Below are 22,206 nucleotides of genomic sequence, written 5' to 3' on the forward strand. Positions count from 1 at the left end.
CCCCGGGCGCTGCATGCCCGGGGCATTTTTTCGCTCAGCCGGTTACTTGATTGCGCGCCCGCTGCAGTTGTAGCTGACGGGCAGCAGTGCGCAACAAGGCTTCTGTCTCGTCCCAGCCAAGGCAACCATCGGTGACGGAAACGCCGTAACGCAGGTTGTCACTCAGGGGCTGGCAGCCTTCGAACAGATGGCTTTCGAGCATCATGCCGATCAAGGATCGATCACCGCTCAGGTGCTGTTCAAGCACGTCGTTGAACACGTCCGGTTGACGCAGAGGGTTCTTGCCACTGTTGGCGTGGCTGCAATCGACCATCAAGCGCGCGGGTATGCCGTTTTTCTCCAGTCCGGCGCGGGCATTGGCGACATGGGTTTGGCTGTAGTTGGGGCCACTGTGCCCACCGCGCAGCACCAGGTGAGTGTCGGGGTTGCCTGCTGTCAGGATGATTGCCGGATGGCCCTGTTCATCCACGCCGAAGTGCCGATGGCTGTGAGCGGCGCTGCGCATGGCATCGCACGCAATCGCCACGCCGCCGTCGGTGCCATTTTTGAAGCCCACTGGCAGGTCCAGCCCGCTGGCCATTTCCCGGTGAATCTGCGATTCGGTGGTGCGTGCGCCAATGGCGGCCCAGCCCAGCAGGTCGTCGAAGTAGCCCGCCGCAATTGGCTGCAGCAGCTCAGTGGCGACCGGTAGTCCCATGCGCAGCATCTCGATCATTAACTCGCGTGACAGCGTCAGGCCGTGAGTCATGTCATCGCTGCCATCCAGATGGGGGTCGTAGGCCAGACCTTTCCAGCCAACAGTGGTGCGTGGCTTTTCGACGTAGGCCCGCATTACCAGCAGCATGTCCTCGCTCACTTCGCGGGACAGGGCGGCCAGATGGCTGGCGTATTCGAGGGCTGATTGCGGGTCGTGAAGGGAGCAGGGGCCGACGACGATCAACAGGCGGTCGTCTTTGCCCTCAAGAATGGCGCGGATGGCGTGACGTTGCGCGTGAACCCGCTGTCGCAGGGGTTCGCCGAGGGGCAATTGCTGCTTGAGCTGGGCTGCGCTTGGCAAGCGCCGGGTCAACACAGGGTTGGCAGGGGGTGGTGCGATGTTCAGTGTGGATACGGTGGCGTTCATGGTTCTGGCTTCCTGGGCAGGCGGCGGGTGTTCCCGCGCGCTCAGCCCTAGTGGGGTGTTCGACAGTGGGCCGGGCTGGCTGTAAGGGGATGCGTGCCACCCAAGTGGTTCCGTTCGGAGGCGGCAGACTGTCCCGAACGACGGTTGATAAATCGCCATGCAGCGCAGAGGTCGAAGCGGTAATAAGTGGCGTAGTTCATGGGTAAATCCTCAAATTCAATAAATGGTCAGGGGCTGAAAAAACAAAACCCCCGGTCGGGTAGCCGACCGGGGGTGAGAATTCTCTGGTAGGCGACCCCTGAAACGTGGGCGCCGAATGGGTATCAGGCGCGCCAGTGGCTAAACCAATACCCAAAATAAAATCGTGCAGCAGAGTCTGTGTTGTTCGCGCACACAGTGCCGACCAAGCGAGAAACGCTGGTGCTCTGGCACATGTGGGTGATGGCGTTGTGCAACATGGGTGCTCTCCGATGAATGGCTGAAGCTTACGCGAGGCAAGTCAACAGATTCAATCAAAAATTTCTATGAGTGCTGATCCCGCGGGCTATAAGCCATTTTGCACGTGAGTGCGACAAGTGATTCAGGCGCGGCCAAGGTGCTTATAGCAGGGGAATTGAACAGGGCCTGACCCCGGTTCAATACTAAATCGGGTGGCATTCCCAATTAAGCGCATACTCAAGGAAGTTCATCGTATTTCGCCGCAGAATCAGGCGCAATGATGCCGTCCTTCATGCCCAGAAGTACCGCCACTTTGTGGGCTTCTCCACGCTTCCCTTTTTTGCGCCCGGCGAGCACTTGATAGGTGGTCGCGGGGTCAACGCCGTGCTCTCGAGCAAACTCTTGAACCGACTTTCCCTGATGTTCCAGCCATGCCTTGGCTTGTGCGGCAGTACGAATTCCGGTCATAGTTCAAAACCGTTCAAAATTGTTTAATATTTTTTGATTATACCATCCTCGCGGGTGTTGAAAATGGGAACTTACATCCAAATGAGTGGAATCGGTTCGCGGTTGAGGCAAGAGAGAGCGGCTGGGTCTGTCGCAGAAAGCTTTTGGCGTAATCGGTGGCGTCGAAGCTAACGCACAGGGCAAATATGAAAATGGCGATCGCGCACCCAAGGCCGATTATCTGTCACGGGTAGCTGAGCGCGGTGTGGATGTTCTTTATGTGCTGACGGGGACCCCGACTCCGACACTGGTCTACAACCTCAGTCAGATTGAAGAAAAGGTGCTGGTCAGTTATCGCGTGCTGCAGAAAGAAGACCAGGATGCGATTCGCCGGTTGACGACCACACTGGCTGATCTCTCGGTGATCCATTCTGCCAAGAGTCGCCAGGAGCCCAGTGACGTCTGAAGGCTATAAATACAGCTGACTTGAGCATTTTTTAATTTTCCATGGACAGGAGGTGCAGGTTAGTAGGTTGGGGCATTGGTTTTTTGCTAAGGTGTCGGCAACCAAAAGAAGACCAATTTACGAGGTGTCGACTTGATTCGGGTTCTAGTGGTCGATGACCATGATCTTGTGCGTACAGGCATCACACGAATGCTGGCTGATATCGACGGCCTTCAGGTGGTCGGCCAGGCCGAGTCCGGCGAAGAGTCACTGATCAAAGCGCGTGAGTTGAAACCGGACGTCGTTCTGATGGATGTCAAAATGCCAGGCATTGGCGGGCTAGAGGCGACGCGCAAAATGATGCGTAGCCATCCGGACATCAAAGTGGTTGCCGTGACGGTCTGTGAGGAAGATCCCTTCCCGACGCGCCTGCTCCAAGCGGGCGCTGCAGGGTATATGACCAAAGGAGCTGGCCTGGCAGAGATGGTTCAGGCCATCCGCCTGGTTTTTGCAGGTCAGCGTTACATCAGTCCGCAAGTCGCTCAGCAACTGGCCCTCAAATCATTTCAGCCTGCCAGCGATTCGCCTTTCGATGCTTTGTCCGAGCGTGAAATTCAAATCGCCTTGATGATCGTTGGTTGCCAGAAAGTGCAGGTCATCTCGGACAAACTGTGTTTGTCGCCCAAAACGGTCAACACCTACCGTTATCGGATTTTCGAAAAACTCTCAGTCAAAAGTGATGTGGAGCTGGCGCTGCTGGCCGTTCGGCATGGCATGGTAGATGCTGGTTGATAATGACTGACGTGTTTGATCCAAGTGCCTTTCTCTCGACGTGCAGCGGTCGGCCCGGCGTCTATCGCATGTTCGATGGCGAGGCGCGCCTGCTGTATGTGGGCAAAGCCAAAAACCTTAAAAAACGCTTGGCCAGCTACTTCCGCAAGACTGGGCTGGCGCCCAAGACAGCGGCGTTGGTGGGGCGTATTGCGCAGATCGAAACCACGATCACCGCCAACGAAACCGAAGCCTTGTTGCTTGAGCAGACCCTGATCAAGGAATGGCGGCCGCCGTACAACATTCTGCTGCGTGACGATAAGTCATACCCCTATGTGTTTCTGTCTGACGGCCAATACCCGCGTTTGAGTATTCACCGGGGCGCCAAAAAGCCTAAAGGCAAGTATTTTGGACCCTATCCAAGTGCGGGCGCGATTCGAGAAAGCTTGAGCCTGTTGCAAAAGACGTTTCTGGTGCGCCAGTGCGAAGACAGCTACTTCAAAAATCGGACCCGGCCTTGTTTGCAGTATCAGATCAAGCGCTGCAAAGGCCCCTGTGTGGGCTTGGTTGATCCGCAGGAGTACGCTCAAGACGTGCGTCACTCGGTAATGTTCCTTGAAGGTCGTAGCAGCGCGCTGACCGATGAACTGAACGCCGAGATGGAGCAGGCCGCCAGTACGCTGGATTTCGAGCGGGCTGCGCAAATACGCGATCAAATTTCCTTGTTGAGGCGCGTCCAGGATCAACAGAGCATGGAGGGCGGTAATGGCGATGTGGATGTCATCGCAGCCTTCGTTAACCCGGGTGGGGCTTGTGTGCATTTGATCAATGTGCGCGGTGGGCGGGTGCTCGGCAGCAAGAACTTCTTCCCGCAAGTGGGGATTGAAGAAGACGTCGCAGAGGTGATGGCGGCGTTTCTGGGGCAGTACTACATCAGTAGCCCGGAGCGTGATTTGCCGGGCGAATTGATCGTTAACGTCGAGCACGAAAGCTTTGCAGCCATCAGTGCTGCCATCGAAGAACTGCGAGGACGCGAAATCGCCATCAGTTATCGAGTGCGAGGCACGCGCGCACGCTGGCAGCAATTGGCTGTAACCAACGCCGAACAGGCCCTCAGTGCCCGTTTGGCGAATCGTCAACATGTAGCCGCCCGCTTTGAGGCACTGGCCAAAGTTCTGAAGCTCGACGAGATCCCGCAACGGCTGGAGTGTTATGACATCAGCCACTCCAGTGGCGAAGCGACGGTTGCGTCCTGTGTTGTGTTTGGCCCGGAAGGCCCTATCAAGTCGGACTACAGGCGCTTCAACATTGAAGGCGTGACGGCGGGCGACGACTATGCCGCCATGCACCAGGCACTGATGCGGCGCTTCAGCCGACTCAAGGAAGGCGAGGGCAAGCTGCCGGACATCTTGCTGGTGGACGGGGGCAAGGGGCAAATGTCCATGGCCCGGGACGTGCTGAATGAGTTGGCGGTTCCGGACCTTATTTTGTTAGGTGTTGCCAAAGGCGCGACCCGCAAGGCAGGGTTTGAAACGCTGTACTTGAACGACGCCGCGCACGAATTTACGTTAAAAGGCGACTCGCCCGCACTGCATTTGATCCAGCAGATACGCGACGAGGCTCACCGTTTTGCTATCACCGGCCACCGGGCGCGGCGCGGTAAAACGCGCAGAACCTCGACGCTTGAAGGCATCGCGGGGGTGGGGCCGACACGCCGCCGAGATTTATTGAAACATTTTGGTGGATTACAGGAGCTGTCTCGTGCAAGCATCGAGGAGATCGCCAAAGCACCCGGGATCAGTAAAAAGCTCGCTGAGTTGATTTATGCAAACCTGCACAGCGAGTAGAATGCCACCTCACCTCGTAGCCAGTTGTGCCGATGAATATCCCTAATTTGATCACCGTTTTACGCGTTCTCCTGATTCCTATCTTCATCCTTTTGTTTTACCTCCCTTATAGCTGGAGCTATGTCGCCTCCAGCTCGGTCTTCGCCTTTGCGGCTGCAACAGACTGGCTGGACGGGTACTTGGCCAGGCGGCTGGAGCAAAGCACACCATTTGGTGCCTTTCTTGATCCCGTTGCCGACAAATTAATGGTTGCGGTGGCGCTGGTATTGCTGGTGCAAGAGCATCACAACGTCTGGTTAACGCTTCCTGCTGCAGTGATTATTGGTCGTGAAATTGTCATCTCGGCATTGCGCGAGTGGATGGCCGAGTTGGGCGCACGCGCTCAAGTGGCTGTCTCCAACATGGGCAAATGGAAAACAGCGGCGCAGATGTTGGCACTGGTAATTTTGTTGGCCAATCCTTCGGATTTCAGCTTCTGGGTCTTGGTGGGGTACGGCTTGCTGCTTGTGGCTGCGGGGTTGACCCTGTGGTCGATGCTCCAATATTTGCGGGCTGCCTGGCCGCATTTGAAGACCACTTCCGAAAAATAAAGAAAACTTTTCGAATCAAGGGGTTGACGCATTCTTTGAACACTATAGAATGCCCACCACCAAGACGCGGGAATAGCTCAGTTGGTAGAGCACGACCTTGCCAAGGTCGGGGTCGCGAGTTCGAGTCTCGTTTCCCGCTCCAAATATCGATCTACAGAGTTCCATGGAAGTCTGTAAGTCATTGAAAAGAGACGCTTCGGCGTCTTTTTTCGTTCCGCCAGCATCCATTAAAAAACCACGGGTAGCTCGACTGAGTCAGTCCATTTCAGGATGGTGTTGAGAGCGGTTTGTTGCGCGAGCCTGACCAGTCATTTGCTGAATATCTAGCCCTGAAATGAACCTTCAGAAGGCTAGAGCATGGCTCTTTCAAAGGCTCCTATCCGGCACGCTTAGCCCATCGGCAATGAGGACACCTCTCAGTTGCAGCGCCGACGCAACCGTTAAGCCGACCGGCTGGCGCAAGTAAATTCCTTCCTTGGCATGTTCGATCGCTGGATCGAACATCGCGCACTCTCGTTCTAAGAAAGGCACCCCAAGTAAGCTGTCTCACATACGCAGTTTCTTTGACAGCCCTGTATCACCGTCACTGGGATTGCGCTCTATCGGTCAGGGCAGCGGCCGTGGGGTCGCAGGTACTGGTGAGGAGTGAGCGGTGCGGCGCCTTCACCATGATCGAGAAATGTCGGACCGGGTTCAGACAGTTGTCTCATTTCTCCCTACCTCACATAACGCAGGGCTTATACAAGTCGATGGTTTGCTGCTGCAGGTTGCGTTGCAGATGATAATCCAGACGTTTCAACAGGATGGTCTCCAAGACTGTCATGGCGTAGGGGGATGCCGTGGCGCGTCCCGAACCACATTGAATAAGCAATGGGTGGTAGCCCGATAGTGCATGGGTGACGGTCGGCGGGAGGAAGATCATGCGCTGGACCATCCAATGCAGGAGAGCAGAAATGAATTGCAAAAAGCCGATCAAGCATGATTATGCACGCGGCATCGATGTGTCGCGCTGGCAGGGGGACATAGATTGGGCGAGGGTCGCGGCTGCCGGCATCACCCATGCGATAGCCAAGATGACCGAGGGCGGCACCTATACCGACCCCAAGTTTGTCGACAACTTTCAAGGTATGCGCGCCGCAGGCCTGAAGGGCGGGGTCTATCACTACTTCCGTGCGCTGAGCAGCACGCCTGGCCAACAGCTGGCCAATATCCAGGCGCGGTTGGCCGAGGTGGGGTTCAGGGTCGGTGAAGACATCCTGGCCATCGATGTCGAGACCCAGGGCAACGAAGGCGCCAGTGCGGACCAGATGGCCGACGCTCTGTTTGAGCTGGTGACGCTGATCCGGGAGTCGTTGCTGGACGGGGCTTATCCTTACCTCTACACCTCGCCAAGCGTCTGGAGCAACAGCGTTGCCTGGCGCAAGTACGATTTTAGCGAGTGCCCGCTGTGGATTGCGCATTGGGGTGCCGCCCAGCCCAGAGTGCCGGAAACCTGGAGTAATCATGGCAAGCGCTGGCAGTGGTGGCAACACAGCAGCAAGGGGCAGGTCGATGGCATCCAGGGAGCAGTAGATCTGGATTGGGTCAGGCGTTGAGCGCAGACGTCACAGCGGCTTCGATAGAGGCCGTTGTTTTTTTCAGGGTCAATACGCGTCGGGTTACAACAGGGTAGTGACCGTGCGATCCCCTTCGGTGATGCTCCATAGCATCACTTCATCGGTGAGGCGATAGACCGAGAGCATACGGTTTCCATGATGGAATCCCCCGGCACGGCAATGAATACCTGCTCGCCGTGACTCACGACGCTGAGGGTGGAATAGACCAGCGGGACATTGGGGAGCAGTTGACTACAACTGGCCCGATGGCCTATCTCCCACTCTGCTAGAGGCCATCGCTAAACGTCGCCACTTAACACGCTTTAAACTAATCTATTATCAGTGTTTGTTTCCTGATATTACAAAGCAGGATTGGAATAATTTAGTTCGGCTGGTCTTGTTTTTAGCGTATACGTCAGGATGTGCAGTGTGATTTTCCAAGCAACTAACCCTCGATTCACCCTCGTTATTATTATTTTTTATTCACTTTCAATCATTCTTGCGGCCAAAATCACTTACCTGATGATTTTTTCTCATGACTTCTTGAGTAATGAGGGGCGTAAACGTTCAACGCGGCTGATTGAAACAGCCCCTGTTCGGGGTACTATTTTTGATAGGTTCAATCAGCTCCTGGCTGTTTCAACGCCTGTGAGCACGTTGTGGGTAAATCCTAAACAGTTCGCCCCGACGCATCAGCACGTTGCGCTGTTGAATAAGTATCTTGCTGTGGATGAGGTGAGGATCAGAGCATTAGCATCCAACCCTGGAGACAAGTCGTTTGCCTATTTGGCCAGAAGGATTAGTCCTGAGGTAGCCAGCAGAATTATACAGTTGTCTATTCCAGGTGTTTATGAGCGCCAGGAGCACAAACGATTTTACCCTCAATCTTCGATGCTTGCTCAGACGTTAGGCTTTACGAACATTGACCAGAAAGGAATCGAAGGTATTGAATTACTGTACAATCACCAACGTTCGGGCATGCTTGGCCTAGAGAAGCGTACATTTAACTTGCACAAGCGCGTCACCCGTGAAAACCGTGTATACAAACCCGTTACGCCCGGACGTGATGTCTATTTAACCATTGACTCTACCCTACAAGATTTCGTTGAAAAAGCACTCATTAAAGGGCTTGAGGAACATGCAGAAAAGTCGGTCAGCGCTATTCTTGTGCACGCCAAAACAGGAGAGATTCTGGCATTGTCTACAGTGCCTTAATTCAATCCAAATGCACGTAGAAGCTGTGATGCGAAGTTTATTCGAAATCGCGTGTTTGCTGATATTTATGCCAGGCTCGGTCATAAAACCCTTCAGCATGGCAGCTGTTCTGACCGCCAATGTAATTGATAAGAACGCCATTATAAAATAGCGCCAGGTTTCGTAAAAATTAATGGATATACTATTCGGGATGTCGGCAGAGACAGTCAGTTAGATTTGGCAGGTATTATTCGCCGCTCTTCTGATGTTGGCATGAGCAAGGTCGCTATTCAAACCGGTGGAGCAGTCATTTCGCGACTACTGACTGATCTTGGATTCGGAAATAACACCGCGGTTTATTTTCCTGGGGAAAGTAGCGGCACGGTTCCAGTCAAGAGAGCATGGTCAGATATTGCTACAGCGAGCCTCTCCTACGGATATAGCGTGTCGGTTAACTTGGCTCAACTGGCTCAGGCCTATACCGTTTTTGCCAATGAGGGGGATCTCATACCGCTGTCGCTCATAAAAGGTGAGGCGAAGCTGCCACGTAATGTCATAAGCCCCGAGGTCGCTAACAGCGTTCTGGACATGATGGTAAATGCAGTGGAGGGACCTGGGGCAGGTGGGAAGCGGGCAGGAATCGAAGGTTATTCCATTGCAGGCAAAAGTGGGACTTCACGTAAGGCATCCAGTGGCGGTTATAAACATAATAAATACAGGGCCATGTTCGTAGGTATTGCTCCCGCCAACGAGCCAGAATTTATCATTGCCGTACTTGTGGATGAGCCTACTGCGAATGGCTATTTCGGCGGCGCCGTGGCAGCCCCGATTTTTAAGGAGGTGCTTGAAAATGTTCTTCGAATCAGGAATATACCGAGTGATGAAAGTGAAATGTTTCCTGCAGTTAAAAAATCACTAAGTGCAGAACCTTCTGGTTCGGTATAGGCTGTGTGTCATAGGTTAATAATGGTAGTTATGGGCGACGGCTGGAAACGTGAGAAATGAAGTGTGTCCACTGTGGCGTGTGCACGCTGGTAAAGCTTGAAACGGCCAATTTGGTGCATGGAGGCTTTGAATCTAGTGCACTAAGCACCCGCCGAGCACTTGAACATTAAGGGTATTTCGTGAGGAAGCTATTAAATTTAGACAGGCCATGTGTTAGTTGTGCGTTGATCTCATGGGTTAGTAGTATGATAAAATTGTCTCAGTTCAAGATCATGCTATTATAGGAGGGTATTATCGAGAAGCAAGGCGTATTCAAATTAATTGCAGTGAGCGCTTTTTATGAGAATGGAAGATCTGCGGTATTATACGATAGTGACACTGCTGGTTTTAGGGTCGGCTGGTTTAAATACGATGATCGTAGTTTGGGTTGTCGAGATGTTTTTTACATTGTCTGATAGTGCTCTCTATGTCACAGTTGTCGTGACTTATATTGTCATATGTCTGGTCGGGATGATTCACGCTATTCCGCGATTAAGAGGTTTTTTCTGACTTGTATAAATTTACTGCTCGCCATCAGTGGTTTTGGAGGGGTGTTCTTTTTTTAATTCATATATTGATTTTATGGAGATTCCATCAACTAAGGCTTCTAAGGCTAAGGAGATTCTCCCCGTTTGCTTGTAAGCCCTCTCATAATCTTCAGGCATACTTCTAAATAGCTTAAATGTATCGGTCTTTTGGGTTTTTCTACCAAGCCCTACTCCCGCTAGCACTAAGTCAAAAGAATAATAAGTTATATCGCCATAATGCTCACTTCTAAGTATTTCTCGGTAGACTTTTTTCATGGGCCCTACAGTGCTGTTGGTGTCATTGTAAATATTCATTCCTCCTTCATATATGTTGTTAATTCCGTGGGCAATCATTGGGCCGCTATACGGGAGGCTAAGCCCTCTTGTTGTAATAGCGGATTCAATGCCTGTTTTAAGTTGCATGAATCCACCGGCAATCCCAGCATCATTTTTAGCGTAAAACCACGCTTTATTGGCTAGCTCGTCATACTCAGTTATAAGTTCCTGCATCCCGTCCCAGGCACTAATAACACCGTCGTTAACGTCGCGAATGACCTCGTTTACATAGTTTGCAATAATCGAGCTAAACTTCAGCTGCATGATGCTATCAAGGTACGTGGCGCTCGTGGTGCAGCCAAAAGACATCAGGTCTGAGGCTGCTTTCGTGACGTCATGGATGTCACACTGTTGGTCACTCATACGCCATTGTTCCATGTGCTATGCGCGCTGGTGCCAGCCCCAACGTGTATCCATGTAATATCCCGATAGCGAATCGCGACGACTTCTTGCGGCTGACCGCCTGACATATTGATCGCATGCGGTACTTGAACATTTATATACGCAATTCGTGCGCCCTCTAAACAAACAGTATAATATTTTTCCTGACTGCCCGTCGGCGATGTGCGGTAAAAGTCAATGACGCATTTAATTTCCTCACCATCTTGCAGAGCATTGGAAATCAATGGAGAGGATTTATCAATGTTTTTAGTAATAACAACAGGTCTGTGTTGCCCACGACCGCCTGTTACTGTTCCATCACTTCCTGCAATCATGTCATGCGAATAAGCCAACACCATGATTTCATCAAAGTGGCCGATCTGACATTTATTGCCGATAGAAACTTGACTAGAACAGCCTGAAGAAATTAGGCCTTGTTTTTTCCCTGTAATAGACATGTATCCGTGATTAGCCATTTCATATTCCTTAAATTTACCAACCATCCTAATGCAGTAATAACGAACTTATTGTAGGAAGATTCCTAAATATTCTGATCAGTCCCCTTAAAAAATCATGTAATTCCCTATACCCCCCGCCGAGCCGGAATTACCGCCCAGGTTGTTTGCATCCAGATCGACTGTGGTACAAATCCGATTTTTCTTAAGAACCTACGGGCGGTGCAATTGCTACTCGGCCATATGAAGCTGGAGAGCACCGTTGGGTATCTGGGGGTTGCGGTTGATGACGTGCTGGAGATGGCTGATCCTACCCAAAGGTTGGACCATCAAGAACCGCATCGCCAAAGCCGCTATGGAAGAAAATATGGCGGACGCCTACCAGGCGCGTTCGGTACACCTGATGCGTCTGTATCAGGCTTGGGCCGACGGCAGTGCTGGGTTGATCATAACGGGCAACATGATGGTCGATGGCCTTGCCATGACCAGACCCTGCGGCGTGGTGTTGAAAAAGATCTGCAACGGGACAAATTCAAGCGCGGGGAGGGAATTGGCCAGTCCGGCGATGCTCAGTTCTGGCTGCAGATCAATCACCCCGGCCGTTAGATGCAGGCCAACCTGGGGCAAATAGCGTGGGCGCCGTCGGCGGTATCGATGGGTCTGGGCAACATGCCTAAGCATTTCGCTACGCCTCACGCGATGATTCAACCGATATCACCCTTACGTGCGATGGTTTTGCAGCAGATCGGCAGGGCGTTTCGCACGCGTCAGTATCGCCGCAGGGTAGAGAAGTACACGCGTTGAAATTCGCCATGGGCAACTTCAGGTCCACCCTCTACGGCTGATTGAGTACCCGGTTTTGGGCGACAGTAGCAGTCCGTCTGCGCCTTTGCTCTGGGAGACGCAGGTAGCGATTGTTCGCTCAAATCCGAATGTCAGCGTGTGCCGGTCTTCGCGGTGCGCGCAACCCAAAAAGCGCCTGAACAGGGGCTTTGGCTGGAAGAATCGTCTGATGCGCTGGAGCATGACGGACTTGTTTTACGTTGAGACCCAGCAACGTGTTGGGCCATGGGCGCGTCATCACGTGTCGGCCAAGTCAGCGCCACTGACTATCCGAAAGACGCTATTTTCAATTGGCCGTCAGGTCGCTGGCCACTTCCTTGGCCACTTCCTTGGCCACTTCCTTGGCCACTTCCTTGGCCACTTCCTTGGCCAGTGCCATAAACGCCCGTGCCGCCGAGGATTGATAGCCATTCTTGCGCTGCATTAATACTGCCGTGCGTTCCAACCGGTGCGGTCCCAGCTCAACAGCGACTAACGCGGGGTGCGCCCGTGCGATGGCGGCGGGCAGTAAGGTCGACAGCGGGGTTCTGCGCACCACCTCAATCAATGCACCAATCGCATTGGCCTCCATGACCACGCGCGGGCGGATGCCGTGTTGGGTGCAATAGCGGTCGATCTGCTCGCGGGTGGCAAACGCTTTGCTGAGCAGAATCAGAGATTGCGCATTCAGCGTCTCCAGCCCGATGGTTCGTTCGCCGGCCAGCGGGTGTTGGCTGCCCACGACCAAGGCAAGCGTTTCAACCAGCAGTGCAAAGGCCTCGATGTCTGGCGCATGCACTTCATCAAACCCAATGCCCACATCCAGTTCGTCCGCCAGCAGTTGGTGCTCCATGTGCTCTTGGGCGAGTTCATGCACGTTCAGCACAATGTTCGGGTAGCGGCAGTGAAAGGCTTCCACCAGTGGCCCGACCAGGTAAGTGGTGAAGGTCGGCGTCACTGCGATGCGCAGCGTTCCTCGACTGAGATCGCCCACGTCATGGATCGCCCGTTGGCCTTCGCGCAGTTCCTGGGCCGCGCGCAGGGCATAGCGCAAGTAAACCTCTCCGGCGTCGGTCAGGCGCGTCTTGCGACCTGTACGGTCAAACAACTGCGCGCCGAGGCTTTCTTCCAGTTGGCGCACTTGCTGTGACAGTGCGGGCTGCGAGACATGCAGTGCTGCCGCCGCACGGGTGAAGCCTTGGTGGTGCGCGACCGCAAGGAAATATTGGATATGACGCGCGAGCATGCTCGTACCTATAAGATTATCTAATGCTTGTGATCATATATCAGACTTTTAACTTATTTCACGTTCTCCGTAACCTTTGCTTCATCGCATCGCGAACCAACGGAGTCACCCATGCAAGACATCATCGACGGTTTCCTTAAATTTCAGCGCAATGCCTTCCCGGAACGTGCCGGCCTGTTCAAAGGTCTGGCCAACCAACAGAGCCCACGGGCGTTGTTCATCTCTTGCTCAGACAGCCGGCTGGTGCCGGAGCTGGTCACCCAGCGCGAACCGGGCGACCTGTTTGTCATCCGCAACGCTGGCAACATCGTCCCGTCCTACGGCCCTGAGCCGGGCGGCGTGTCGGCCTCGGTGGAATACGCCGTCGCCGCCCTGAAAGTCAGCGATATCGTGATCTGCGGGCATTCCGACTGCGGCGCCATGACCGCTATCGCCACCTGCAAGTGCCTGGATCACATGCCCGCCGTGGCTGGCTGGTTGCGCTACGCCGATTCCGGTCGGGTGGTCAATGAGGCCCGTCAGCATGTCGACCAGCACGCCAAAGTCGCCTCGATGGTGCGCGAAAACGTCATCGCCCAGTTAGCCAATATCCAGACACATCCTTCAGTACGCCTCGCACTCGAAGAGCAGCGCGTGACGTTGCATGGCTGGGTCTACGACATCGAAAGCGGCTGCATCCAGGCCTTCGATCGTCGCACCGGCACGTTTGTGCCACTGGCCGAAAACCCGACAGTTCGCGCTGTTTCGCACTAACCCTGATTTTTACCCACGGAGAACCCACCATGATCCAGTCCCACATCAACCAAAACGCTCGCCATGCCCTGACCGACGTCATCTTGTTGGCCAAGGCCCGCAAAGACTTGTCGTTTGCACAAATCGCCGAAGGCACCGGCCTGCATGAAGCCTTCGTCACCGCTGCGCTGCTCGGTCAACACCCGCTGCCAGCCGACGCCGCCCACGTGGTGGCCGACACCCTGGGCCTCGACGCAGACGCGGTCCTTGTGCTGCAAAGCATCCCGCTGCGCGGCAGTATCGGTAACGGCATTCCCACCGACCCGACCATCTACCGTTTTTACGAAATGATTCAGGTCTACGGCACCACGCTCAAGGCGCTGGTTCACGAAAAATTTGGCGACGGCATCATCAGCGCCATCAACTTCAAACTAGACGTCAAGAAGGTCGATGACCCGGACGGCGGCTCTCGCGCGGTCATCACCCTGGATGGCAAGTACCTGCCGACCAAACCGTTCTGATCAATGCCCCATGGACCCGGCGCTATAAGGCTGCCGGGTTCCCTTTTTTCGACATCTGGAAGAGAGCTTCTGAGCATGAAAGCGTTACTTCTATTAATAGCCAGCGTGTTCAGCGCTGCGGCCATGGCCGACGAGCCGCTAGCGGTTGAGCACTACAGCTATAGCCAGCACCTGGACATCGCCCACGTCATTTCCACCACTGAAATCGCCAATGTCTGTGCCGTCGTGCCTGTGCGTATGACCTATGAAGACACCAATGGCCAGAAACACATACTGGAATACCGTGTGATGGGTAACGGCTGTTCCAACGGTTGAACACCCGGTTATTTGTATGTCTACCGTTGCCCCGACGTGTCTGCGGGCAGCAACACAGAGGGCCTACGTCATGGATTTAATCTTTCGCAATGTACGCATCGATGATGCCAAACCGCTGGTGGACGTAGCGGTGAACGACGGCAAGATTATCGAGATTGCGCCGACCCTTTCAGTGCGCGCCACGCAGGAAATCGAGGGCCACGGCAACGTGTTGATCCCGGGGTTTGTCGAAGGGCACCTGCACCTGGAAAAAGCCAATATCATGCACCGCAAGGCCAATCGCTCCGGCACATTGAAAGAGGCGATAGCGGTTACCGCCGAACTCAAACCGACGTTGACGCGCGACGACATCCTTGAGCGTTCGACTCAGGCACTGCGGGCCTTGGTGCAGGCCGGCACCACCCACGTCCGCGCCCACGCCGAATTCGACCCGGTGCAAGGCTTCACCGGCTTTGATGTGGTGCTGGAACTGCGTGACACGCTGCGAGACGTCATCGACATCCAGGTGGTGGCTTTCCCGCAGGAAGGCATCCTGAAACTGCCGGGCATGCAGGCCATGATGGTTGAGGCCATGGAAAAAGGCGCCGATGTCGTGGGCGGTATTCCCTACAACGATGACTCGGCGCATGAACACATCGACTATGTGTTCAACCTGGCCCGGGAGTACGACAAGGACATTGACTTCCATCAGGACTTTGCCGACAACGCCGAGCACATGACCATTGAATACCTGGCCCGCAAGACCCTCGAAGCAGGCTATCAAGGGCGCGTGTGCGTCGGTCACCTGACCAGCCTGGGCGCCGTGCCGCCGCACAGACAGCAGGCAATCATTGGCTTGATGCGTGAGGCGGGCATCAGCGTCATGTGCCTGCCCGCTACCGACTTGCACCTCGGCGCGCGCGGCGACGGCCATAACGTACGCCGCACACTGACGCCGGTGCGGGCGCTGCGTGACGGCGGGGTGAATGTCTGCCTTGCCACCAACAATATTCGCAACGCGTTCACCCCGTTTGGCACCGGTGATTTGCTCAACATTGCGCAGCTGGCGATTCCGGCCTGCCACCTGGGCGGGGCGGATGACCAGGCCACGGTCCTGTCGATGCTCACGACCCATCCGGCGAAAGCGCTGGGGCTCAAGGATTATGGCTTGGCGCCGGGTAAGGCTGCCGATGTGGTGTTGCTGGATACACGGTCGGTGAGCGATGTGATTCTCGACCTGCCCGCGCGGTTGATGGTGCTTAAACGCGGGAAAATCGTAGCCACCTCGGTCTGTCAGCGTTCGGTGGTGTTCTGATCCGGCGCGGTGCGTTGACGAGAACCCCATGAGGGGGCTTTCTCACGATCCGCGCTGTCACTACACAGGCGGGTTGCCCTGTTTGATGTGTGGGCTGGCATATTGCGGCTTCAGCCCGCCCTGGCTGTCGAGCAGCCAGGCATCCATCACCTTGCGCACCACCGGCCCGGCAACGCGTCCACCCGCTTCGCCGTTTTCGATCATCACCGAGATCACGATCTGCGGGGCTTCAGCCGGGGCAAACCCCACAAACAAGGCGTTGTCGCGATTGCGTTCAGCGGTTTTCAGGCGGTTGTAGCGCTCACCTTGCTTAATCGCCACCACTTGCGCCGTACCACTCTTGCCGGCAATCCGGTATTGCGCGCCGGTTGCCGATGCCCGGGCGATCCCCCGGGCATCGTGCATCACCAGTTGCATGGCATGGTTGACCTGTTCCCACTCTTTGGGGTCATGCAGCACGATGTTGGGCATCGGGTGTTCATCCACCGGTGGGGCACCGTCGATGGTGCGGGCCAAGTGCGGGCGGTTCCACACCCCTTTATTGGCGATCAGCGCAGTGGCCTGTGCCAGTTGCAAAGGCGTGACCTGCATGTAGCCCTGACCAATCCCTAAAATCACCGTTTCGCCGGGGTACCAGGCCTGGCGCCGGGTGCTGCGCTTCCATTCGCGTGAAGGCATCAAACCGGATGATTCTTCGAACATGTCCAGCGACACTTTCTGGCCCACACCAAACATCGACAGGTAGTCGTGCAGGCGGTCAATGCCCAGCTTTGACGCCAGATCATAGAAGTACGTGTCGTTTGACCGCATGATTGCGGCGTTCAGGTCAACCCAGCCATCGCCACTGTGGTTCCAGTTACGGTATTTATGGTCAACGTTCGGCAGTTGGAAGTAGCCGGGGTCGAAGACCCGCGTCGAGGCAGAAATCACGCCGCTGTCGAGTCCGGCGATGGCGACTTCAGGCTTGATGGTCGAGCCGGGCGCATACAGGCCGCGCAGTGCCCGGTTGAACAACGGTTTGTCGATGGAATCGCGCAAACCGGAATAATCCCTGGAACTGATGCCGGTCACGAACAGGTTGGGGTCGAAGCTCGGTTTGCTGACCATCGCCAGCACTTCACCGGTTTTCGGGTCGATGGCAATGATCGAACCGCGGCGGTCGCCGAGGGCCTCTTCGGCCGCTGCCTGCAACTTGATGTCGAGGCTGAGCACGATGTTCTTGCCCGGTACTGCATCGGTGTGGCGCAACACCCGCATGACCCGGCCCTGAGCATTGGTTTCGACCTCTTCAAAGCCGACCTTGCCGTGCAGTTCGGGTTCGTAAAAACGTTCGATACCGGTCTTGCCGATGGACTGCGTGCCCCGGTATTGCGTGGGGTCCAGCTGCTTGGTTTCTTTCTCATTGATACGCCCGACATACCCCACCGAATGCGCAAAATGATTGCCCTGCGGGTAGTGGCGGACAAACTGTGCTTCCACGTCGATACCCGGCAAACGGTACTGATTGACGGCCAGCAGCGCGATCTGTTCTTCGGTCAAGTCGTAGAGCAGGGTGGACGGCTCGAAAGGGTGGCGCGCCTGTTTCATCGCTTTGGCAAATACGGCGCGTTCCTCGGCGGGCAAATGCAGGATGCTGATCACCGAGTCCAGCACGTTGGCGGCATCGCCCGCGCGTTCGCGGGTCAGGGTCATGTTGAAGCTGGGCTGGTTATCGGCGAGCAACACGCCATTGCGGTCATAAATAAAGCCGCGTTCGGGCGGGATCGGCAACACATGCACGCGGTTGTTTTCGGAGACGGTGGAGTTGTAGTCGAACTCGGTGACTTGCAGGAAATACAGCCTGCCCACCAGCGTGCAACTGATCGCCAGTACCAGTGCAGCGCAGGCGATAAGTCGTTTATTGACCAGCCGTTTCTCGGTGTCGTGATCTTTGAGCGGGATCGGCTTGGGCATGGTGGGGGTGCCTCACATCAAAAAACGGAAATGCAGCCGTCTGCGCAAGGGGCGGCAGGCGGCGAAAAGTCGGCGCACACCTTACCAGCACGTGGGGTATTAATCCGTTTTGCAACATGAAACTTGACAGGCTGCGCGCACGGGCGCGTTGCGCGGCCAGCCTACAGCCGCGTTGGGCCAAGGAAGGCCCGTCACGGCGTACCTACGGAGCGGGAACGGAGCGAAACCCATCGTTCAGTCAGACGCTGATGCCGGATAGGTACGCCCTGTTCCTGTTGAAGCAACGGTGTACTTATCCATTTGATGTGTGAGGGCCTTTTACGGGGTCCGCCCTTACGGCGGCTCACTTTTGGCAAACAGCCCCAAAAGTAAGCAAAAGGTCCTTGCCCTGCCATACGGCCGCCTCGCTCTGGCTCGACGGTGCCTTCACTCCGGCACTGTTGCAGGGGCACGCCGTGACGGGCCTTCCATGGCCCAGCACGGCTGGCTCGGCTCCTGCCGACCCACCCCAGCAACAGCACCTGCGTTCAGCCTGCTGTGAGGGGCTTTTGTGTCGTTTGCACCGTTTGGGTGGCAGCAGTGAGATCGCTTTAAGCAACAGCAATAGCGTCAAATCAATGCACGATTTGCGCAAGGAACGCCTTGGCTCGCGGGCTTTTGGGTGCGTTGAAGAAGTCGTTGGGCGGCGAGTCTTCGATGATCATGCCGCCATCGAGGAACAACACGCGTTCGGCCACTTGCCGCGCAAAGCCCATTTCGTGGGTCACGCAGAGCATGGTCATGCCGCTGCCCGCCAGGTTGACCATGACGTCGAGCACTTCGCTGACCATTTCCGGGTCCAGCGCAGACGTCGGTTCGTCAAACAGCATGATTTTGGGTTCCATGCACAGGGCGCGGGCAATGGCGACGCGTTGCTGCTGTCCGCCTGACAGTTGGCTGGGGTATTTGTCGGCCTGGCTGGCAATGCCGACTTTATTGAGGAAGTGCTGCGCCAGTTCAACCGCTTTCTTACGCGACAGGCCGCGTACCGACATGGGCGCCAAGATGCAGTTGTCGAGGACGCTCATGTGCGGGAACAGGTTGAAATGCTGGAACACCATGCCAATTTCACTGCGGACCCTGGCGGCTTCGCGGGTGGCTTGGGACAGGTCGGTGTTGTTGATCAGGATGCTGCCTTTTTCGGCGATTTCCAGGCGGTTGATGCAGCGGATCAAGGTGGATTTGCCTGAGCCGGACGGACCGCACAGGACGATGCGTTCGCCTTCGCGCACGGTCAGGTCGATGCCTTTGAGGACATGAAACGCGCTGTAGTACTTGTTCAGGCCAGCGATGTCCACGACCACCTTTCTGGTGTCCGACGATGGAGACACGGGCGTGTGAACGTAAGCAGGTTGTGCATGCATTGTGTGTCTCCAGTAATCAGTAAAAGCGCTCGGCGCTGTAGGGTGTCGGGTCGGTGAAGGGGTATTCACCGGTCATCATTTCGGCCAGCAAGCGTCCGCTCACCGGGCCCAGGGTCAAACCGTGGTGAGCATGACCGAAGTTGAACCACAGGCCTTTATGCCGGCTGGCCGGGCCGATTACCGGGCACATGTCCGGCAGGCAGGGGCGTCGGCCCAGCCACGGTTCGGGGTCCAGCCGCTCGCCCAGCGGGTACAGGTGGCGGGCGCGCGCTTCGCAACGGCGCAGTTGGATCTCGTTGATCGGGTCTTCGCTGTCGGCAAATTCGATCCCGGTGGTCAGGCGTATTCCGCCCACCATCGGCGCCAGCACATAGCCGCCCACCGAATCCAGAATCGGGTGGTGCATGGTGTGGCCGTCTTTCGCGGCGTAGTGCATGTGATAGCCGCGCTTGATGGCCAGCGGAATGCGGTAGCCCAGCGGTTCGAAGATGTCCCGCGCTTGTGGTCCCAGGGCGATCACGGCTTCGTTGGCCACGATCAGCCCCTTCTGGCTGTCTGCCTGCCACTGGCCCGCCGTCGGGCGCAGGCTGATGGCGTCACCGATGACGAAGGTGCCGCCGCGCTTGATGAACAGTTCGGCGTAGCCACGGGTCAGTCTGCCCGGATCGCTGACGGTTTTGGGGTCGAGCCAGTGAATGCCGCCGATCACATCAGCGTGCAGGCCGGGTTCCAGTGCGTGCACCTGAGCCTGCCCGAGTACGCGGTAGTTGAGTGTGTATGCTTGTAAGGCGGCGGCATCGCGCTGCGCTTTGTCGAAGTCCTCGCGGGTGCGGTACACCTCCACCCAGCCGCTGTCGCTGATCAGGCCGCTCATGCCTGCCGGCCCCGCCAGCGCGTCATGTTCGGTGACGCAGCGTTCAATCAACGGCAACATGGCGCGGGTGGCCTTGGCCAGGCCTTTGGCCCCGGATTGGCGCCAATACTGCATCAGCCACGGCCCCGCCTTGGGCAGGTGCTTGAGGCTGTAGCGCACGTCGGATTGCTGATTCAGGCCATAGCGCAGCAAACGTGAGATTTCGCGCGGGAACGAGTAGGGGATCACGCTGGCACGCTCGATCAGCCCGGCATTGCCGTGGCTGGTTCCGCTGCCGGGTTGGGCCCGGTCCAGCAACACCACGTTGCGCCCTCGGGCCTGGAGTTGCAGCGCGGTACTGACGCCGACGATGCCGGCTCCCAGAACAATGGTGTCGCAATGCATAGACAAATCCTTGAAACGGGGGCCGTGTTCGCAGCCCGGACAATGGGCTTACTGCAAATGACGGCCGAGTCGGCCTTCAATCAGTTTCAGGCTGCGGCGCACCACCTCCACGATCACCAGGTACAGTACGGCGGCCCACAGGTAGACCTGGAAGTCGAAGCTGCGCGAGAACACCATTTTGGTCACGCCCATCAGGTCATAGATGGTGACGAGCGAGGCAATGGCGCTGGCCTTGATCATCAGGATCAGTTCGTTGCCCAGCGGGCCGATGGCCACCAACAGCGATTGCGGCAATACGATTTTGCGAAAGGTGGTCCAGCGCGACAGGTTCAAGGCCTTGCAGGCTTCACGCTGGCCCTGGGCCACGGACAAAATGGCGCCGCGCAAAATTTCGGCCTGGTACGCCGCGGTATTGAGGGTGAACGCCAACAGGGTGCACAGCCAGGCGTCACGGAAGAACCACCAGAGGCCGACGTCTTGCCACAGGCTTTTGAACGAGCCAAGGCCGTAGTACAGCAAAAACAGCTGTGCCAGGAGCGGTGAACCCCTGAAGAAATACACATAGGCGCCGGTAAAGCTGCGCAAAAAGCGGCTGCTCGACAGGCGCCCCAGGGCGATCAGCAAGCCGAGCAGGGCGCCGAGGGTGAAGGAGATGCCCACCAGTTTGCAGGTCACCCACAGGCCGTCAATGAAGCGCGGGCCGTAGCGGTCCAGCAAGTCGGGGCTGAGCAACAGGTTTTGCAGGTCCGTCAGGCTCATGGCTGCACGCTCCGCTGATGACGATTGAAATGGCGCTCCAGGTAGGCAAACAGGCGGCCGGAAATCGCTGAGAAGAACAGGTAGATGAAACACGCCACGCTGTAAAACAGCATCGGTTCTTTGGTCACGCTCACCGCCAGGTTGGTCTGACGCATCAAGTCGACCAGGGCGATGGTCGACACCAGCGAGGTGTCTTTGAGCAGCGACAGCCAGTTATTGGAGAGGCCGGGCAGGGCAATGCGCGCCAGTTGCGGCAGCACCACTTTGCGAAACGTGGTGAACGGCGAAAGGCCCAGCGCCGAGGCGGCTTCGAACTGACCTTTGGGAATGGTTTTAAACGCACCCAGCCAGATTTCGCTGGAGAACGCGGCAAACACCAGGCTGAAGGCAATCATTGCCGCCACAAAGGTGTTGATCGTGAAGGGTGTGTCGTAGCCCATCAGGCCCAGGATTTTTTGCGCCGCGATCTGGCAGCCGTAATAAATAATCAGCAGCGTGAGCAGTTCCGGCAGGCCGCGAAACACAGTGGAAAACGTCGTCGCCCAAGCACGCATCCAGCGATTTTTGGAACGTGCGGCCACCGCCACGAGCAGCCCCAATGGCAAACCGATGGGCAGGCAGCTCAAGGCCAGGGCGATGGTGACCAGCGACCCGGCAAGCAGCGCCGAGCCCCAGCCGCCACTGGCGAAGGAAAGCAATGAAAGTTGATCGAGCATGCTCGAATCCCCGGACAAAATCGGGCCGATATTCAGCCGCTGCGCACACCGGGT

21 protein-coding genes, 1 tRNA gene and 2 pseudogenes are annotated in these 22,206 nt (G+C 56.2%); 13 read left to right on the forward strand and 11 right to left on the reverse strand.

Translation table 11 applies throughout. From position 1 onward, the window contains the following. Positions 1-34: 34 nt before the first annotated feature. Both TU74_RS17135 and TU74_RS17140 read right to left on the reverse strand, forming a co-directional pair. The gene (locus TU74_RS17135) at positions 35-1,123 is read right to left on the reverse strand and encodes a 3-deoxy-7-phosphoheptulonate synthase (RefSeq protein ID WP_048377156.1); all 1,089 of its coding nucleotides are present in this window, start codon (positions 1,121-1,123) and stop codon (positions 35-37) included. Positions 1,124-1,798: 675 nt separating this feature from the next. Continuing rightward, positions 1,799-2,029: a DNA-binding protein gene (locus TU74_RS17140; protein WP_047273599.1), complete on the reverse strand. Its 231-nt coding sequence runs from the start codon at positions 2,027-2,029 to the stop codon at positions 1,799-1,801. Positions 2,030-2,110: 81 nt separating this feature from the next. Between TU74_RS17140 and TU74_RS17145 the strand changes: the two are divergent. The 5 genes and pseudogenes from TU74_RS17145 to TU74_RS17165 all read left to right on the forward strand — a co-directional run bounded on the left by TU74_RS17145 (position 2,111) and on the right by TU74_RS17165 (position 5,803). Next, positions 2,111-2,474: pseudogene (locus TU74_RS17145) on the forward strand (helix-turn-helix domain-containing protein). A gap of 132 nt (positions 2,475-2,606) precedes the next feature. Next, positions 2,607-3,245: a response regulator transcription factor GacA gene (gacA, locus tag TU74_RS17150; protein ID WP_047273603.1), complete on the forward strand. Its 639-nt coding sequence runs from the start codon at positions 2,607-2,609 to the stop codon at positions 3,243-3,245. A 2-nt stretch (positions 3,246-3,247) separates the two neighbouring features. Continuing rightward, the gene (gene uvrC / locus TU74_RS17155) at positions 3,248-5,071 is read left to right on the forward strand and encodes an excinuclease ABC subunit UvrC (RefSeq protein ID WP_047275821.1); all 1,824 of its coding nucleotides are present in this window, start codon (positions 3,248-3,250) and stop codon (positions 5,069-5,071) included. A gap of 32 nt (positions 5,072-5,103) precedes the next feature. Then, entirely contained in the window at positions 5,104-5,661 is a 558-nt protein-coding gene (gene pgsA, locus TU74_RS17160; protein WP_047275824.1) for a CDP-diacylglycerol--glycerol-3-phosphate 3-phosphatidyltransferase, read from the forward strand. A gap of 66 nt (positions 5,662-5,727) precedes the next feature. Continuing rightward, positions 5,728-5,803: transfer RNA gene (locus tag TU74_RS17165), tRNA-Gly, on the forward strand. Between the two features lie 579 nt (positions 5,804-6,382). On the opposite strand, the gene TU74_RS24215 is transcribed toward TU74_RS17165, so the two are convergent. After that, positions 6,383-6,583 carry a hypothetical protein gene (locus tag TU74_RS24215; RefSeq protein WP_139048387.1) on the reverse strand — a complete coding sequence of 67 codons (201 nt, stop codon included), beginning with the start codon at positions 6,581-6,583 and terminating at the stop codon, positions 6,383-6,385. A 31-nt stretch (positions 6,584-6,614) separates the two neighbouring features. On the opposite strand from TU74_RS24215, the gene TU74_RS17170 reads away from it, so the two are divergent. The 3 genes from TU74_RS17170 to TU74_RS24750 all read left to right on the forward strand — a co-directional run bounded on the left by TU74_RS17170 (position 6,615) and on the right by TU74_RS24750 (position 9,395). Next, a complete protein-coding gene (locus TU74_RS17170) occupies positions 6,615-7,256 on the forward strand; it encodes a glycoside hydrolase family 25 protein (RefSeq protein ID WP_048377158.1) in 642 nt (213 codons plus the stop codon). Between the two features lie 429 nt (positions 7,257-7,685). Continuing rightward, positions 7,686-8,471 carry a penicillin-binding protein 2 gene (locus TU74_RS24745; RefSeq protein WP_241485582.1) on the forward strand — a complete coding sequence of 262 codons (786 nt, stop codon included), beginning with the start codon at positions 7,686-7,688 and terminating at the stop codon, positions 8,469-8,471. Between the two features lie 147 nt (positions 8,472-8,618). Then, a complete protein-coding gene (locus tag TU74_RS24750; RefSeq protein WP_277620540.1) occupies positions 8,619-9,395 on the forward strand; it encodes a penicillin-binding transpeptidase domain-containing protein in 777 nt (258 codons plus the stop codon). A 560-nt stretch (positions 9,396-9,955) separates the two neighbouring features. Here the strand turns inward: TU74_RS24750 and TU74_RS17180 are convergent. Both TU74_RS17180 and TU74_RS23635 read right to left on the reverse strand, forming a co-directional pair. Further along, positions 9,956-10,660, reverse strand: a complete 705-nt coding sequence (locus tag TU74_RS17180; RefSeq protein WP_047293119.1) for a DUF4225 domain-containing protein — start codon at positions 10,658-10,660, stop codon at positions 9,956-9,958. After that, entirely contained in the window at positions 10,657-11,154 is a 498-nt protein-coding gene (locus tag TU74_RS23635; protein ID WP_082149888.1) for an Hcp family type VI secretion system effector, read from the reverse strand. Before TU74_RS23635 ends, TU74_RS17180 begins: the two co-directional genes overlap by 4 nt. 265 nt (positions 11,155-11,419) lie before the next feature. Here TU74_RS23635 and TU74_RS24755 point away from each other — a divergent pair. Beyond that, a pseudogene (locus TU74_RS24755) lies at positions 11,420-11,835 on the forward strand (beta/alpha barrel domain-containing protein); the annotation flags it as partial. Between the two features lie 427 nt (positions 11,836-12,262). Here TU74_RS24755 and cynR read toward each other — a convergent pair. After that, positions 12,263-13,201, reverse strand: a complete 939-nt coding sequence (gene cynR, locus TU74_RS17190) for a transcriptional regulator CynR (RefSeq protein ID WP_048377159.1) — start codon at positions 13,199-13,201, stop codon at positions 12,263-12,265. A 111-nt stretch (positions 13,202-13,312) separates the two neighbouring features. On the opposite strand from cynR, the gene TU74_RS17195 reads away from it, so the two are divergent. The 4 genes from TU74_RS17195 to TU74_RS17210 all read left to right on the forward strand — a co-directional run bounded on the left by TU74_RS17195 (position 13,313) and on the right by TU74_RS17210 (position 16,063). After that, on the forward strand, positions 13,313-13,954 hold the full coding sequence (locus TU74_RS17195; RefSeq protein ID WP_047273616.1) for a carbonic anhydrase: 642 nt from the start codon (positions 13,313-13,315) through the stop codon (positions 13,952-13,954). Positions 13,955-13,983: 29 nt separating this feature from the next. Beyond that, positions 13,984-14,454: a cyanase gene (gene cynS / locus TU74_RS17200; protein ID WP_047293114.1), complete on the forward strand. Its 471-nt coding sequence runs from the start codon at positions 13,984-13,986 to the stop codon at positions 14,452-14,454. A 75-nt stretch (positions 14,455-14,529) separates the two neighbouring features. Beyond that, positions 14,530-14,769, forward strand: a complete 240-nt coding sequence (locus tag TU74_RS17205; RefSeq protein WP_047293113.1) for a DUF2790 domain-containing protein — start codon at positions 14,530-14,532, stop codon at positions 14,767-14,769. 70 nt (positions 14,770-14,839) lie between these two features. Then, positions 14,840-16,063, forward strand: a complete 1,224-nt coding sequence (locus TU74_RS17210) for an amidohydrolase family protein (protein ID WP_048377160.1) — start codon at positions 14,840-14,842, stop codon at positions 16,061-16,063. Positions 16,064-16,123: 60 nt separating this feature from the next. Here TU74_RS17210 and mrdA read toward each other — a convergent pair whose 3' ends face one another. The 5 genes from mrdA to TU74_RS17235 all read right to left on the reverse strand — a co-directional run bounded on the left by mrdA (position 16,124) and on the right by TU74_RS17235 (position 22,152). Then, positions 16,124-18,016: a penicillin-binding protein 2 gene (gene mrdA / locus TU74_RS17215; RefSeq protein WP_048377161.1), complete on the reverse strand. Its 1,893-nt coding sequence runs from the start codon at positions 18,014-18,016 to the stop codon at positions 16,124-16,126. A 614-nt stretch (positions 18,017-18,630) separates the two neighbouring features. After that, positions 18,631-19,419, reverse strand: coding sequence for an amino acid ABC transporter ATP-binding protein (locus tag TU74_RS17220; RefSeq protein WP_047273626.1), 789 nt, complete (start codon positions 19,417-19,419; stop codon positions 18,631-18,633). A gap of 16 nt (positions 19,420-19,435) precedes the next feature. Then, positions 19,436-20,677, reverse strand: coding sequence for an NAD(P)/FAD-dependent oxidoreductase (locus TU74_RS17225; RefSeq protein WP_048377162.1), 1,242 nt, complete (start codon positions 20,675-20,677; stop codon positions 19,436-19,438). A 48-nt stretch (positions 20,678-20,725) separates the two neighbouring features. After that, positions 20,726-21,436 carry an ABC transporter permease gene (locus TU74_RS17230; protein ID WP_047275841.1) on the reverse strand — a complete coding sequence of 237 codons (711 nt, stop codon included), beginning with the start codon at positions 21,434-21,436 and terminating at the stop codon, positions 20,726-20,728. Next, a complete protein-coding gene (locus tag TU74_RS17235) occupies positions 21,433-22,152 on the reverse strand; it encodes an ABC transporter permease (RefSeq protein WP_047275843.1) in 720 nt (239 codons plus the stop codon). Before TU74_RS17235 ends, TU74_RS17230 begins: the two co-directional genes overlap by 4 nt. Between the last annotated feature and the right edge of the window lie 54 nt (positions 22,153-22,206).

This window comes from Pseudomonas lundensis, assembly GCF_001042985.1.
Classification (GTDB): Bacteria; Pseudomonadota; Gammaproteobacteria; order Pseudomonadales; family Pseudomonadaceae; genus Aquipseudomonas; species Aquipseudomonas lundensis.